The 14,018-nt window shown below is 58.1% G+C and carries 11 protein-coding genes and 1 pseudogene; 8 read left to right on the forward strand and 4 right to left on the reverse strand.

The features are described 5' to 3' along the window. Positions 1–3: 3 nt before the first annotated feature. Both AC1M2H_RS20180 and fes read right to left on the reverse strand, forming a co-directional pair. The gene (locus AC1M2H_RS20180; protein WP_041144522.1) at positions 4–207 is read right to left on the reverse strand and encodes an MbtH family protein; all 204 of its coding nucleotides are present in this window, start codon (positions 205–207) and stop codon (positions 4–6) included. A 59-nt stretch (positions 208–266) separates the two neighbouring features. Beyond that, positions 267–1,344 (reverse strand): annotated as a pseudogene (fes, locus tag AC1M2H_RS20185) (enterochelin esterase). Positions 1,345–1,589: 245 nt separating this feature from the next. Here fes and fepA point away from each other — a divergent pair. Next, complete coding sequence (fepA, locus tag AC1M2H_RS20190; protein WP_480148769.1) at positions 1,590–3,815, forward strand: siderophore enterobactin receptor FepA; 2,226 nt, start codon at positions 1,590–1,592, stop codon at positions 3,813–3,815. 67 nt (positions 3,816–3,882) lie between these two features. Next, positions 3,883–4,512, forward strand: coding sequence for an enterobactin synthase subunit EntD (entD, locus tag AC1M2H_RS20195; RefSeq protein WP_480148770.1), 630 nt, complete (start codon positions 3,883–3,885; stop codon positions 4,510–4,512). 39 nt (positions 4,513–4,551) lie between these two features. Here entD and AC1M2H_RS20200 read toward each other — a convergent pair whose 3' ends face one another. Beyond that, positions 4,552–5,487, reverse strand: coding sequence for a transketolase family protein (locus AC1M2H_RS20200; RefSeq protein ID WP_480148771.1), 936 nt, complete (start codon positions 5,485–5,487; stop codon positions 4,552–4,554). Next, the gene (locus AC1M2H_RS20205; RefSeq protein WP_480148772.1) at positions 5,480–6,310 is read right to left on the reverse strand and encodes a transketolase; all 831 of its coding nucleotides are present in this window, start codon (positions 6,308–6,310) and stop codon (positions 5,480–5,482) included. The genes AC1M2H_RS20200 and AC1M2H_RS20205 overlap by 8 nt, the downstream gene beginning before the upstream one ends. A gap of 463 nt (positions 6,311–6,773) precedes the next feature. Here AC1M2H_RS20205 and AC1M2H_RS20210 point away from each other — a divergent pair, with 463 nt between their 5' ends. From AC1M2H_RS20210 to AC1M2H_RS20235, 6 genes are all read left to right on the forward strand, one after another. Further along, positions 6,774–7,724: a sugar-binding transcriptional regulator gene (locus tag AC1M2H_RS20210; RefSeq protein ID WP_480148773.1), complete on the forward strand. Its 951-nt coding sequence runs from the start codon at positions 6,774–6,776 to the stop codon at positions 7,722–7,724. A 357-nt stretch (positions 7,725–8,081) separates the two neighbouring features. Further along, positions 8,082–9,602 carry an FGGY family carbohydrate kinase gene (locus AC1M2H_RS20215; protein ID WP_480148774.1) on the forward strand — a complete coding sequence of 507 codons (1,521 nt, stop codon included), beginning with the start codon at positions 8,082–8,084 and terminating at the stop codon, positions 9,600–9,602. 132 nt (positions 9,603–9,734) lie between these two features. Then, positions 9,735–10,670 carry a D-ribose ABC transporter substrate-binding protein gene (locus AC1M2H_RS20220; protein ID WP_426812738.1) on the forward strand — a complete coding sequence of 312 codons (936 nt, stop codon included), beginning with the start codon at positions 9,735–9,737 and terminating at the stop codon, positions 10,668–10,670. 60 nt (positions 10,671–10,730) lie between these two features. After that, positions 10,731–11,333 (forward strand): DUF2291 family protein, encoded by a 603-nt coding sequence (locus AC1M2H_RS20225; protein ID WP_480151997.1) that lies wholly within the window; start codon positions 10,731–10,733, stop codon positions 11,331–11,333. A 1-nt stretch (position 11,334) separates the two neighbouring features. Beyond that, the gene (locus AC1M2H_RS20230) at positions 11,335–12,879 is read left to right on the forward strand and encodes a sugar ABC transporter ATP-binding protein (RefSeq protein WP_480148775.1); all 1,545 of its coding nucleotides are present in this window, start codon (positions 11,335–11,337) and stop codon (positions 12,877–12,879) included. A gap of 17 nt (positions 12,880–12,896) precedes the next feature. Further along, positions 12,897–13,964 carry an ABC transporter permease gene (locus AC1M2H_RS20235; RefSeq protein ID WP_480148776.1) on the forward strand — a complete coding sequence of 356 codons (1,068 nt, stop codon included), beginning with the start codon at positions 12,897–12,899 and terminating at the stop codon, positions 13,962–13,964. The last annotated feature ends 54 nt before the right edge of the window (positions 13,965–14,018 follow it).

Here is a 14,018-nt window from a genome sequence, read left to right on the forward strand (position 1 = left end):
TCCTTAGGACGCGTAGTGCGCGGGGGTGAGGGTTGACCAGTTCGCCGCCAGCCAGGCATTGCACGCTTCCAGCGACTGCGGCGGACACTCTACCGTCCAGCCCTCCGGCAGCGCGCAGTGATGGGGCCACAGACTGTACTGCTGCAGCTCGTTACGCAGAATGTAAAACTGCCCTTGCGGATTATCGAAGGGGTTACTGAATTGCATTTCAAACTCCTGTTAATACTCGCTATCCTGCTGGCCGCCTCGGCAGCCCTCGCGCATGATCAATGATTGGGTTCCAAAGGGGCGGATTCTGTCGATTGCCACAGCTGAATCAGTCCCGCCGTCAGCCCGCCGCGCCAGCACAGCGCATCGTGTCCGCCGTCAACCTGACGCCAGAACACCGTCCCTTCCGACCGCTGCAGCAGGGCTAAAAGCGCCTGATTCGCGCGGAGAATAAGGGGCTCCCGCTCGCCGGCTTCGAGCCAGACCAGCAGCCCGTCGGCGCGCAGCTCGCCCGAACTCAGGCCTTCAATCAGCACGCCATCCTGCGCGCCGCCGCGGTGCGGCCACCAGTAGGAGCCGGACTGGCTGAGCGCGCAGCCAAAAATCGCGATTGCACGGCAGCTCGCGGCCGCGGTGCGCGTTATCAATCACGTCGATCAGCAGATACACCGCCGCCGGCAGCCGGCCCTCGCGGGTAAGTCCGGCCAGCGGCGACCATATCGGCATGCTCTCGGCCCAGAACTGGCCGTCCAGCAGCACCGCCAGCGGGCGCTCTTCCGCCGCGCCGTCGCCGGTGGCATAAATCCATACCCGACGGCTGTTGCCAAGCCGCGCGCTGCGCCACTGGATGCAGACCGGCGGAGCATAGTTTTCATCACGCAGCGCCCAGCCAGGCTGTTCCGGCGCCTGCGGGAGCTCCAGCGCCGAGACCGCGTGGCCGCGCCCGCCCTTCCAGCTTTGCGGGTTGAGCGGATCGGCTACCGCGCGCGGCAGCAGGCGTCGCCAGCCCTCGCGCAGCAGCGTGCGGTCCGGCGCATCGCCGTTAAAAATCTCGGGAGCAAAGTCGTCATCGCGTTCGGAGGGGATAAAACAGTAGCTGCCGCGCCAGGTCGACGCGAGCGTGGTCTGCCATTGCCAGGCATCGGTGCCCGGGACGCGCCGCAGGGTTTGTGGGACGGAATTTTTGTGGTGGTCGGTGACGCCGGTGATGTAAATCCACACCCGCCGCGTCGCCGAAGTGGCCTCGCTGCCCGCCGGGTCCCGCCACCAGAACGTCACCCGGTACGCATCGCCAGATGCCTCTGACTGCGGGCCGGTAAGGCTCTGCCACCAGCCATCGCTTCCTGTCTTGAGCATTCAATAACCCTATGTTTATCGTGATATTTATCAATAAACGCAATATTTTGTTGATAATATTATTGATAACAATTTGCATTTGCAATAGCGTATTACCGCGCGTAGGTACGAGTAACTTCTAACTAAAAACATGTCAGAGATGACGGGCATTTGTCCTCTACTGGCAACATTTGTGTATGCCGTCACCTCTCCCGGTGGGAAAAGGCCTTTGGGGAAAGCGGCGACAGACAGCAGGATTTAATAAAATGAATAACAGGATCAAATCCCTGGCCTTGCTGGTCAATCTGGGAATTTATGGTGTTGCCCTCCCGCTGTGCGCGGAAGAGACCACAAACAGCAAAAAAACGGCCGCCGAAGAGACCATGGTGGTTACCGCAGCGGAGCAGAACCTGCAGGCTCCCGGCGTCTCCACCATCACCGCCGATGAAATTCGTAAACGTCCACCGGCTCGCGATGTCTCAGAAATTATCCGCACTATGCCGGGGGTTAACCTGACCGGCAACTCCACCAGCGGCCAGCGCGGCAACAACCGCCAGATTGATATTCGCGGCATGGGCCCGGAAAATACCCTGATCCTGATTGACGGTAAGCCGGTCACCAGCCGTAACTCCATTCGTCTCGGCTGGCGCGGCGAGCGCGATACCCGCGGCGATACCAGCTGGGTGCCGCCGGAGCTTATCGAGCGCATTGAGGTCATTCGCGGCCCGGCGGCGGCACGTTACGGCAACGGCGCGGCGGGCGGCGTGGTCAATATCATCACCAAAAAAGGTGGCAACGAGTGGCACGGTTCATGGAATGCCTACATGAACGCCCCTGAGCATAAAGACGAGGGCTCCACCAAGCGCACCGACTTTAACCTCAGCGGCCCGATGGGCGGCGATTTCAGCTTCCGCCTGTACGGCAACCTCGATAAAACGCAGGCCGACGCCTGGGATATCAACCAGGGACATCAGTCCGAGCGTACCGGAATCTACTCCGATACCCTGCCGGCCGGGCGCGAAGGGGTCGAGAATAAAAACATCAACGGCGTCGTGCGCTGGGACTTCGCGCCGATGCAGTCGCTGGAGTTTGAGTCGGGCTACAGCCGCCAGGGCAACCTCTACGCAGGCGACACGCAGAACACCAACACCAACGACCTGGTGAAAGAGAACTACGGTAAAGAGACCAACCGCCTGTACCGCAATACCTACTCCGTCACCTGGAACGGAGGCTGGGATAACGGCATCACCACCAGCAACTGGGCGCAGTACGAGCACACCCGCAACTCGCGTAAGGGCGAAGGCCTGGCCGGGGGTACGGAAGGTATCTTCAACAGCAACCTGTTCTCCGATACCGACCTTTCCGACGTGATGCTGCACAGCGAAGTGAACCTGCCGTTCGACCTGCTGGTCAATCAGAACCTGACCCTGGGGACCGAATGGAACCAGCAGCGGATGAAGGATAACGCCTCTAATACCCAAACCTTAATGGGCGGAACGATTCCAGGCTACGATAGCACTGGCCGTAGCCCATATTCAAAAGCGGAAATCTTCTCGCTGTTCGCCGAGAACAATATGGAAGTGACCGACTCTACCATGCTGACTCCGGCGCTACGTTTCGATCACCACAGCATCGTCGGCAATAACTGGAGCCCGTCGCTGAACCTGTCCCAGGGCCTGGGGGACGACTTTACCCTGAAGATGGGTATTGCCCGCGCCTATAAAGCGCCGAGCCTGTACCAGACCAACCCGAACTACATTCTGTACAGTAGGGGTCAGGGCTGCTACGCCAGCAATGCCGGCTGCTACTTGCAGGGTAACGAAGATCTGAAGGCGGAAACCAGCATCAACAAAGAGATTGGGCTTGAGTTCAAGCACGACGGCTGGCTGGCGGGCGCGACCTGGTTCCGTAACGACTACCGCAACAAAATTGAAGCGGGCTATTCTCCGGTCTACCAAAACGCGGCAGGTACCGACCTGTACAAATGGGAGAACGTGCCGAAAGCGGTGGTTGAGGGACTGGAAGGTACGTTAAACGTGCCGGTTAGCGAGACCGTTAACTGGACCAACAACATCACTTACATGCTGCAGAGTAAGAATAAGGAAACCGGCGACCGTCTGTCAATTATCCCGGAATATACCCTCAACTCGACCCTCAGCTGGCAGGTATACGACGATGTTTCCGTGCAGTCGACCTTTACCTGGTACGGCAAGCAGCAGCCGAAGAAGTATAACTACAAGGGTCAGGCGGTCACCGGCAGCGAGAAGAACGAGGTTAGCCCATACAGCATCCTCGGCCTGAGCGCGACCTGGGACGTCACCAAATACGTCAGCCTGACCGGCGGCGTGGATAACGTCTTCGATAAGCGCCACTGGCGCGCGGGCAACGCCCAAACTACCGGCGGAGCCACCGGCTATATGTACGGCGCGGGCGCCGAAACCTATAACGAATCGGGCCGTACCTGGTATATGGGCATCAACACTCACTTCTGATTGCTCGCCTGAATCCCGCCGCCCTCCAGCCATAGAGGGCGGCCGGGAAATCGGTTAACATCCTGTCATGCAGACACGTCACAGCACCCTTTTACTTGCCGGACATCTTATCCAGCGGATCGATTTCGACCCTGCCAGCTTCCAGCCCGCGGATCTGCTGTGGCTGCCCCACCACGCCCTGCTCGCCGCAGGCGGCCGCAAGCGCCAGGCCGAGCATCTTGCCGGACGCATCGCCGCCGTTCACGCCCTGCGCGAAGTCGGCGAAAAAACGCCCCCGCCCCCCGGTGAGCGGCGCCAGCCGCTGTGGCCCGCGCCGTGGTTCGGCAGCATCAGCCACTGCGAAAACAGCGCCCTGGCGGTGGTCTCATCCCGACCGGTGGGGATTGATATTGAGCGCTGCTTTACGCCGGTGCTGGCGGCGGAGCTCGAAGGCAGCATTATCAACGCTGCGGAAAAAACGCTGCTGACGGCCAGCGGCCTGCCCTTTGCGCTGGCGCTGACGCTGGCGTTCTCGGCGAAAGAGAGCGGGTTTAAGGCGCTCCCCCTCTCCCGCCAGTCCGGGATGGATTTTCTGCGTATGCGGTTGACGTATATAAAGGAAGGAACGCTGCGGATGCAAATTGATGATGAGATAGCGGAGGTTCACTGGCTGCAAGCTGACGCCCGGGTCATCACCCTCTGCGGGAAGGCAAAATAGCGCCACCCGCGCGGCTGCCCGCACGGGTTTTCACCAGAGTTAGCGCAGCGTGCAGGCCAGCGCGGCGATTGCCGGCGCGTCGAAACCGTGGTGCTGACGAAGCCAGCCGCGATCCGCCGCCGCCGCATACTCGCCGTCCGGGATCCCCAGGCGCTTCAGCGGGATACCGGCGCCGCCTTCGGCCAGCACTTCGGCAACCAGGCTACCAAGCCCGCCGTTGACGTTGTGCTCTTCAACCGTGATGACCGCGCTACAGCCCTCCAGCGCCGCCAGCAGCGCTGCGGTATCACAAGGGCGGATTGACGGCACGCTCACCACCTTCGCGTCAACGCCCTGCTCAGCCAACAGTTGTGCAGCGTCAACGATCTCATGCACCGTCGACCCCGTTGCAACCAGCGCAATATCCTGGCCTTCGCGCAGGGTAACCACCGCCCCTGGCGCAAAGCGATAGCTCTCGTCGTGCAGCTCCGGCAGCGCCTTGCCGTCAAGGCGGATATAGACCGGCCCCTGATACTGAATGGCGTAGTCGATTATCTGCCGGCATTCGCGCGGCGTAGAAGGCGCAAAGATTTGGATATTGCCGAACCCGCGCATCACGGCCAGGTCGTCAATGGAGTGGTGGGTGCTCGCCAGCGGGCCGTAGCTGGCCCCGGCGTTGAGGCCAAACAGCTTAACGTTGGTGTTGTTGTAGCAGACATCGACTTTGATCTGCTCATTGGCGCGAGAAATCAGGAAGGGCGCGGCGTTACAGGTGACCGCAACTTTCCCGCCCAACGCCAGCCCGGCCGCCATGCCGACCATGCTTTGTTCGGCAATCCCGACGTTAACCAGACGGCCGGGGAATTGTTTAATAAAGGGGGCGATTTTCGCCGTCGAGGTGGAATCAGCGACGACCGGCACCAGATCAACGCCGCTTTCTACCGCGTCAATAAACGCTTGCACCATTACGATCGCCAGGTGTTCTGCATTACTCATCTTTCAGTTCCTCCAGTGCCAGTTCAATCTCTTCGCCTTTCGGTACCCGGTGGTGCCATTCCGGACGCCCCTGGATAAAGGAAATACCGGCGCCTTTTGTCGTATTCGCGATAATAACGTTCGGTTTACCCGCCTGCTGCAGCCCCTCCAGAGCGGCCACCACTGAGGCCATATCGTTTCCCTGGCACTCGGTCACGTTCATGCCAAACGCTTTCCATTTTTCGTCCAGCGGGTCGGTGTTCATAATCTCCCGGGTGGGTCCGGCGAGCTGAAGATTGTTTTTGTCGTTGATAATAATCAGGTTATCGAGCCCGTAGTGCGCCGCGGCCAGCGCCGCCTCCCAGTTGCTGCCCTCCGCCAGCTCGCCGTCGCCGGTAATTAAAAAGATGCGCCGGGCGCTGTTGCTCTTTTTCGCCGCCAGCGCCAGCCCCACCGCAACCGGCAAACCGTGGCCCAGGGCCCCGGTATTCAGCTCGATGCCGGGGGTTTTTTGACGAACCGGGTGGCCGGGAAGGTGCGAGTTGGCGTGCTGGTAGGTCGCCAGCCACTCAACCGGGAAAAAGCCGGCTTCGGCAAGCACGCAGTAGTAGCACCCCACCGCGTGGCCTTTAGACTGGATGTAAATATCCCGCTCCGGATCGGCAATCTGCTCCGGGGAGACGTTTAGCACGCGGAAATAGAGCGCGGTGAGGAGCTCGACCTGCGACAGATCGGCGCCGGTATGCCCTCCGGCCGGGCTGTTGGCATTCAATCTGATAATATGGCGGCGTACCGCGCGAGCTTGACGCTCAAGAGCCTGGACATCGTAGCTATAGGGATTCATTTAATACCTCTGAATTTAATTTCAACTTGGAATATTTATTCCGTCAGGGACTAAAAAAACCAGACATCCCCAGGCAGCGCATCATCAGGCTTCCGCCGCTGCATCATACTCAGGAACATTCTGCCTCCTTACTATCAGGCTGGTCTGCGCCTGGATAAGTTTTCAGTTGACTTGACATCACCATGAATATATATTCAACAATGATTCTTTATTCAATTATGCGGCAACTGTTCTGTTTTTGTCCATAGCTGATTTTGAGGATTGATAAAAGTTAGAGTTTCATCACACTTAGTTCTCTTTCTTTTTCACGTATGATAAAAGCCTCTATACCCTGAATTATTCGCACTGCAGTCTGCTCAGGCAGAGGGTCGGCGCGGTAGATGCGCAACGCCAGCGGACGGGCAATTTTCGGCCTGATGGGTATAGCATAATGGATAGACGTTAATGATTTTCGGGGATATATATGGCTAAGCAGGATGAACAAAGGCTGTTAGTTAAGATTGCCACGCTTTACTATCTTGAAGGACGAAAGCAGTCCGACATCGCACAACTTCTTTCGCTCTCCCAGTCATTTGTCTCCCGCGCCATCACCCGCTGCCAGAAGGAAGGGGTGGTAAAAATTAGCGTCGTTCAGCCTTCGAATATTTTTCTTAACCTCGAAAAAGGCATCGAAGATCGCTACGGAATTAAGCAGGCTATCGTCGTCGATACCGAAGAGAATGCCAGCGATCACACCCTCAAGCGCGCCATTGGCTCCGCCGCCGCCCACTATCTGGAAACCCGCCTGCGGCCAAAAGATCTGATCGGCGTCTCCTCATGGAGTTCAACCATCAGGGCGATGGTCGATGAGGTCCACGCGCAGAACCTGAAGGCCAGCGGCGTCATCCAGCTGCTCGGCGGCGTGGGGCCGAACGGCAACGTGCAGGCCACCATCCTGACCCAGACGCTCGCGCAGCACCTTAACTGCCAGGCCTGGCTGCTGCCTTCGCAAAGCATTGAAGGTTCGATGGCGGAGAAAAACCGCCTTATTGCCAGTCAGGACGTCGCCGACGTGGTTTCGCGCTTCGATGAGGTCGATATTGCCATCGTCGGGATTGGGATCCTTGAACCTTCGCAGCTGCTGAAAACATCAGGTAACTATTACCACGAAGATATGCTGCAGGTGCTGGCCGAGCGCGGCGCGGTGGGGGATATCTGCCTGCACTATTACGACAAAAAGGGCCAGGCCGTGTTACGCGATGATGAAGATCCTGTTATTGGCATGGCGCTGGAAAAAGTAAAAAAATGCCCCAACGTCGTGGCGCTGGCCGGCGGCAGCGATAAGGTCGCGGCGATCAAAGGCGCCCTCTCCGGCGGCTATATCGACGTTTTAATCACCGATTACCCCACCGCGAGGCTGCTGATCACCGGCTAATTTTCCGGCAGATATTTTTTGCATGCCTCTGCGCCGCCCTTTCTGATGCCGAGGTATGAAAAATAAACATATATATTTCAATACTCTGATAAAATTTCGCCGCGCTTAACCCGCCAGCCCTCAGCGCATTTATCCATTCAGATAAGTGTGATTGCCAGCACAATTGATAACTTTCCCTCTAGCCCCGGGGAAAGTTTCTGGCTAAGGTATTAAATAAATAATCACTATCGAATATATATTCAGTGATTACAAAAGTGATAACGAAATGTCACATCATGGCCTGCTAAGTCGCAACGCGATAGCGAGGAATGTTCGCCCCTCAGCGCCAGGACGAAATGTGGCTCAGGAGACTATCTAATGTCGGCAACACAGCAAGAGTTCATTATTGCACTCGACGAGGGAACGACCAATGCCAAAGCGGTCGTGCTCGACGGCCGTGGCAACGTTATTGTCAAATTTTCACAGCCCCTGGCGATTCAAACCCCGCGCGATGGCTGGGTCGAGCAATCCGGCGAGACGCTGATCGAGGCCTCGCTTGCGGTGATTGCCAAAGCGGTTGCGCACGTTGGCGCGGATAACGTCGCCGCATTAGCCATCAGCAATCAGCGGGAAACCGCCATCGGCTGGTATCGCCACAGCGGAAAGCCGGTTAACGCCGCCATCACCTGGCAATGCACCCGCAGCGCCGCGTTTTGCGACGAGCTGCGCCATGCGGGCAAAGAGCAGCAGATTAAAACCACCACCGGCCTGCCGATTGCGCCGCTGTTTTCCGCCTCCAAAATGCGCTGGCTGCTGGAGTCCATCCCCGAGGGTCGCCTTCTCGCCGAACGCGGCGAGATCTGCCTCGGCACCATCGATAGCTGGCTGCTGTGGAACTTAACCCACGGCGACGCCTTCTGCTGCGACTACTCCAACGCCGCGCGCACCCAGCTGCTCAATCTGCAGAGCGGACAGTGGGATGACGACATGCTGGCCCTGTTCCAGATCCCCCGCGCCGCGCTGGCGGAAATTAAGCCATCCAGCGGATTATTTGGCTACACCCGCGGGCTCGCGGCGATACCTGACGGCATTCCGATCATGTCGATGGTCGGCGACTCCCACGCCGCGCTTTTTGGCCACGCGCTCGGAGAGCTCGGGTGCGTGAAGGCCACCTACGGCACCGGCTCGTCGGTGATGGCGCCGGTTAAATCAGCCCAGTGCGATATTGACGCGCTGGCCACCACCATTGCCTGGCATGACGGCGAGCGCATCACCTACGGGCTGGAAGGCAACATTCCCCACACCGGCGATGCCGTGGCGTGGATGGCCGACAGCACCGGCCTGAGCGAACTCACCGCCGACGAGCTGGCCCACGAGCTGAACACCCTGCCCGCTTCGGTTGAGTCGACGATGGGGGTCTATTTTGTGCCGGCGCTGACCGGGCTTGGCGCCCCGTGGTGGGACGATAGCGCCCGCGGCGTCATTTGTGGGCTGAGCCGCGGCGTTAAGCGCGCGCACCTGATCCGCGCCGCGCTGGAATCGATCACCTACCAGATTGCCGACGTGGTTGTCGCCATGCGCCAGCACGATGATTTCAGCCTCTCGGCGCTGATGGTCGACGGCGGACCGACCAAAAACGACTGGCTCATGCAGTACCAGGCCGATCTGCTGGGCTGCCCGGTTATGCGCAGCGACGTGCCCGAGCTCTCGGCCATTGGCGCGGCCCTGCTGGCCCGTAAGGCGCTCAATCCCGGTACGCCCGTTGACCTGGCAGCCTTTTTAACCGCACACGGTACATTTAGCCCCGACATGGCCCGCCACCAGCGCCTGCAGGCACGATGGCAGGAGTGGCGCCATGCGGTGGACAGAACATTATGGAAACCGGCGACGTGCGCCTGACGCCCACCAGGGAATCCGCGGGTGACGAACCTTAATCATTAACAGAAGGAGAATTCCGGCCCATACAACCGCCTTTCCGGACTTACGTTGTTTCACCGTACCCGACAATAACAACACAGAGAGAACATTGTCATGAAATTACGTTTAACGCTTCTAACCGCTGCAACCCTGACCGCGCTTTCTTTTACTGCCCAGGCAGTAGAAAAAGGCACCATCATGATCATGGTTAACTCGCTGGATAACCCCTATTACGCTTCTGAAGCCAAAGGGGCCAGCGAGAAGGCAAAAGCACTCGGATATAACACCACCATCCTGTCTCATGGCGAAGATGTAAAAAAACAGAACGAATTGATTGATACCGCCATCGGTAAAAAAGTTCAGGGCATTATTCTGGATAACGCCGACTCCACCGCCAGCGTCGCGGCGATTAAGAAAGCTAAAGATGCGGGTATTCCGATTATATTAATTAACCGGGAAATTCCTGTCGATGACGTGGCCCTTGAGCAGATTACGCATAATAACTTCCAGGCCGGTTCGGAAGTCGCCAACGTCTTTGTTGAGAAAATGGCGGAAAAAGGAAAATATGCCGAACTCACCTGCAACCTTGCGGATAATAACTGCGTTACGCGCTCTAAATCATTCCACCAGGTGATTGACCAGTATCCGGATATGGTCAGCGTCGCTAAACAGGATGCCAAAGGCACGCTAATTGACGGCAAGCGCATTATGGACAGCATTCTGCAGGCCCATCCTGACGTCAAAGGCGTGATCTGCGGCAACGGTCCGGTAGCCCTTGGCGCCATCGCCGCCCTCAAGGCGGCAAATCGGACTGACGTCGTAGTGGTCGGCATCGACGGCAGCAACGACGAGCGCGATGCGGTCAAGGCCGGCACGCTGCAGGCAACCGTTATGCTACAGGCCCAGTCGATTGCGGCGCAGGGCGTTACCGACCTCGATAACTACCTGCAAAAAGGCGTCAAACCCGCGAAGCAACGCGTCATGTTCCGCGGCATTCTGATAACCAAAGATAACGCAGATAAAGTTCAGGACTTCAACATCAAATCCTGAGTTCGGGTTGTTGCGCCCCTTCGGGGGCGCGTAGGAGAGTGATATGTACAAAAAAACTGGCTGGCACTGGCCGTACTTGCTCTCGGAGGCTGTCGTATCGTCTCCCAGCAGGAGCTGGCCGATCTTAAATCCCCGCCCAATCCGCATATGGCAAATATCGATCAAACGTGGCAGAACAAAATCGTACCGCAGGTTGTGGCGCAGGCCCGTCCGGTCAGCGAACTGATGGCCGCGCTGCGCGCCGCTAAGGATTTCGATAGCGCCTGTCAGGCTCTGGGCTATCGCGCCCAGGAAGAGAATCCGTGCATTTTTTACGTCAAGGTCGCGGGTAAAATCGACAAGATCGACTCTACCTCCCGCAGCGGAAAAATGACGGTTGCAGATAGCGCCGGCGGCCCGGTAGTGGTGCAAATTGGCCCGACGCTTCGCGGCACCCAGCTGCGGGATGGCGATAAAGGCACCAGCTATCAGGACTTTAATGACCAGGTGCTGTTTGGCGAATACGGCCGGGCCATTAATGAACAGGCGGTGAAAATGATTCAGACCGCGCAGGTAAAAAGCGGTGAAACCGTCGAGATATACGGCGTCTTCTCCGCCTGGGATATTCCGCAAGCGGTTCCCGATATTACGCCAGCGAAAATTGTACGCTCCGGAGGACAATAAGATGCCGTCGCAATCACTCGTCGCTCCCCAACCAGTCGAATCTGAAGTTATTATCGAAACGCGCGCGCTGTCCCGCGTTTATCCGGGGGTTATCGCCTTAGATAACGTTAATTACCGGGTATATCGAAATAAAGTAAACGTTCTGATCGGAGAAAATGGTGCGGGTAAATCCACCATGATGAAAATGCTTGCCGGTGTCGAAACGCCCTCCTCCGGACAAATTATTCTCGACGGTGCCGAAGTGTCATTAAGCTCCACTCATCAGGCCGAACGTCAGGGGATCAGCATTATTTTCCAGGAGCTTAATTTATTCCTCAATATGAACGTCATGGATAATATTTTCATGGCGAACGAATTTTTCCAGAAAGGCCGGATTAACGAAAAATATCAGTACGAACTGGCGAAATCGCTGCTGGAAAGACTGGAGCTTAATGTCGACCCCTACACCCCGCTGGGCGAGCTGGGGATCGGCCATCAGCAGCTGGTGGAGATCGCCCGTGCGCTGTCAAAGGATACCCGGGTGCTGATTATGGATGAGCCCACGTCGGCGCTCAGCCAGTCGGAAGTTAAGATCCTGTTTAACGTCATTGAGCAGCTAAAACGGCGCGGCGTCACCATTATTTATATCTCCCATCGCCTGGAAGAGCTGATGGAGATTGGCGACCACATCACGATTTTCCGCGACGGCCGCTTTATCAGCGAACGCGCCTTCGGCGATGCCAGCATTCCCTGGATCATTGAGCAGATGGTCGGGGATAAGAAAAAGCACTTCGACTATCACCCGGCGCCGCAGGGCGAAGCGGTGCTTGCCGTCGAGGGGCTGACCGCGCTGCATCACAGCGGCGGCTACAAGCTAAACGACGTGACCTTCACGCTGAATAAAGGCGAAGTCATCGGCATCTATGGCCTGCTGGGCGCCGGGCGTACCGAGCTGTTTAAGGGGCTGATCGGCCTGATGACCTGCCAGACCGGCAGCGTCCACCTTAACGGAGAAAATATCGGTAAAGCTCCGTTTCAAACCCGGCTAAAAAAGGGCCTGGCGCTGGTGCCGGAAGACCGTCAGGGCGAAGGCGTGGTGCAGATGATGTCCATTCAATCCAATATGACGCTCTCTGACTTTAGCCTGCAGGGCTTTCGCCGGGCGTGGAAATGGCTGAATCCGCATAAAGAGAACGCCAGCGTGAAGGAGATGATCCGCCAGCTCGCCATCAAGGTCAGCGACCCCGAGCTGCCTATTACCTCCCTGAGCGGCGGCAACCAGCAGAAGGTTGTGCTGGGTAAAGCGCTGATGACGCAGCCGCAGGTGGTGTTTCTCGATGAGCCCACCCGCGGGATAGACGTTGGTGCAAAAACGGACGTCTATCACCTGATTGGCAAAATGGCGCACCAGGGGCTGGCCGTCATGTTCTCCTCCTCGGAGCTGGACGAAGTGATGGCCCTGGCCGACCGCATTCTGGTGATGGCAGATGGCCGCATTACCGCAGATTTACCGCGCCATGCGGTTACCCGCGAAAAATTAATCGCGGCTTCAACACCTCAAGATTAATCAGGCTGGAATCCATCATGAACCAGAAATATATGATTTATATGTACCTACTGAAGGCCAGAACGTTTATCGCTCTGCTGCTGGTCATTGCATTCTTCAGCGTGATGGTACCGAATTTCCTGACCACCTCTAACCTGCTGATTATGACCCAGCACGTGGCAATCACCGGCCTGCTGGCGATTGGGATGACGCTGGTGATCCTCACCGGCGGTATCGACCTTTCGGTCGGGGCCGTCGCCGGGATCTGCGGCATGGTCGCCGGCGCGCTGTTGACCAACGGGCTGCCCCTGTGGAACGGCAGCGTTGTCTTCTTCAACGTGCCTGAGGTGATCCTCTGCGTAGCCATTTTTGGCATCCTGGTCGGCTTTGTTAACGGCGCCGTCATTACCCGCTTCGGCGTCGCGCCCTTTATCTGCACGCTCGGCATGATGTACGTCGCCCGCGGCTCCGCCCTGCTATTCAACGACGGCAGCACCTACCCTAACCTCAACGGGATGGAAGCGCTGGGGAACACCGGTTTCTCGATCCTCGGCTCCGGCACCGTGCTCGGCATTTATCTCCCCATCTGGCTGATGATCGGCTTCCTCGTGCTCGGCTACTGGTTGACGACCAAAACGCCTCTTGGCCGCTACATCTACGCCATCGGCGGCAACGAGTCTGCGGCGCGCCTCGCCGGGGTACCTATCGTGAAGGCGAAGATCTTCGTCTACGCCTTCTCCGGCCTCTGCGCCGCGTTCGTTGGGCTGATCGTCGCCTCCCAGCTGCAAACCGCCCACCCGATGACCGGCAATATGTTTGAAATGGACGCCATCGGCGCCACCGTGCTCGGCGGCACGGCGCTGGCGGGCGGCCGAGGCCGGGTCACCGGCTCCATCATTGGCGCCTTCGTTATCGTGTTCCTCGCCGACGGCATGGTCATGATGGGGGTCAGCGATTTCTGGCAGATGGTCATTAAAGGCGTGGTAATCGTAACCGCCGTCGTCGTCGACCAGTTCCAGCAAAAGCTGCAGAACAAAGTCATCCTGATGCGTCGTCACGAAGAGAAGCAGGCCGCCGCGCTGCCCGGCGGCGCCGCCTCCAGCTAATACGCCGCCAGACAACGATCATTGCGCCGGGCGCGCCCCGCCCGGCCTCGCTAA

It is taken from the genome of Klebsiella sp. F11 (genome assembly GCF_056712265.1).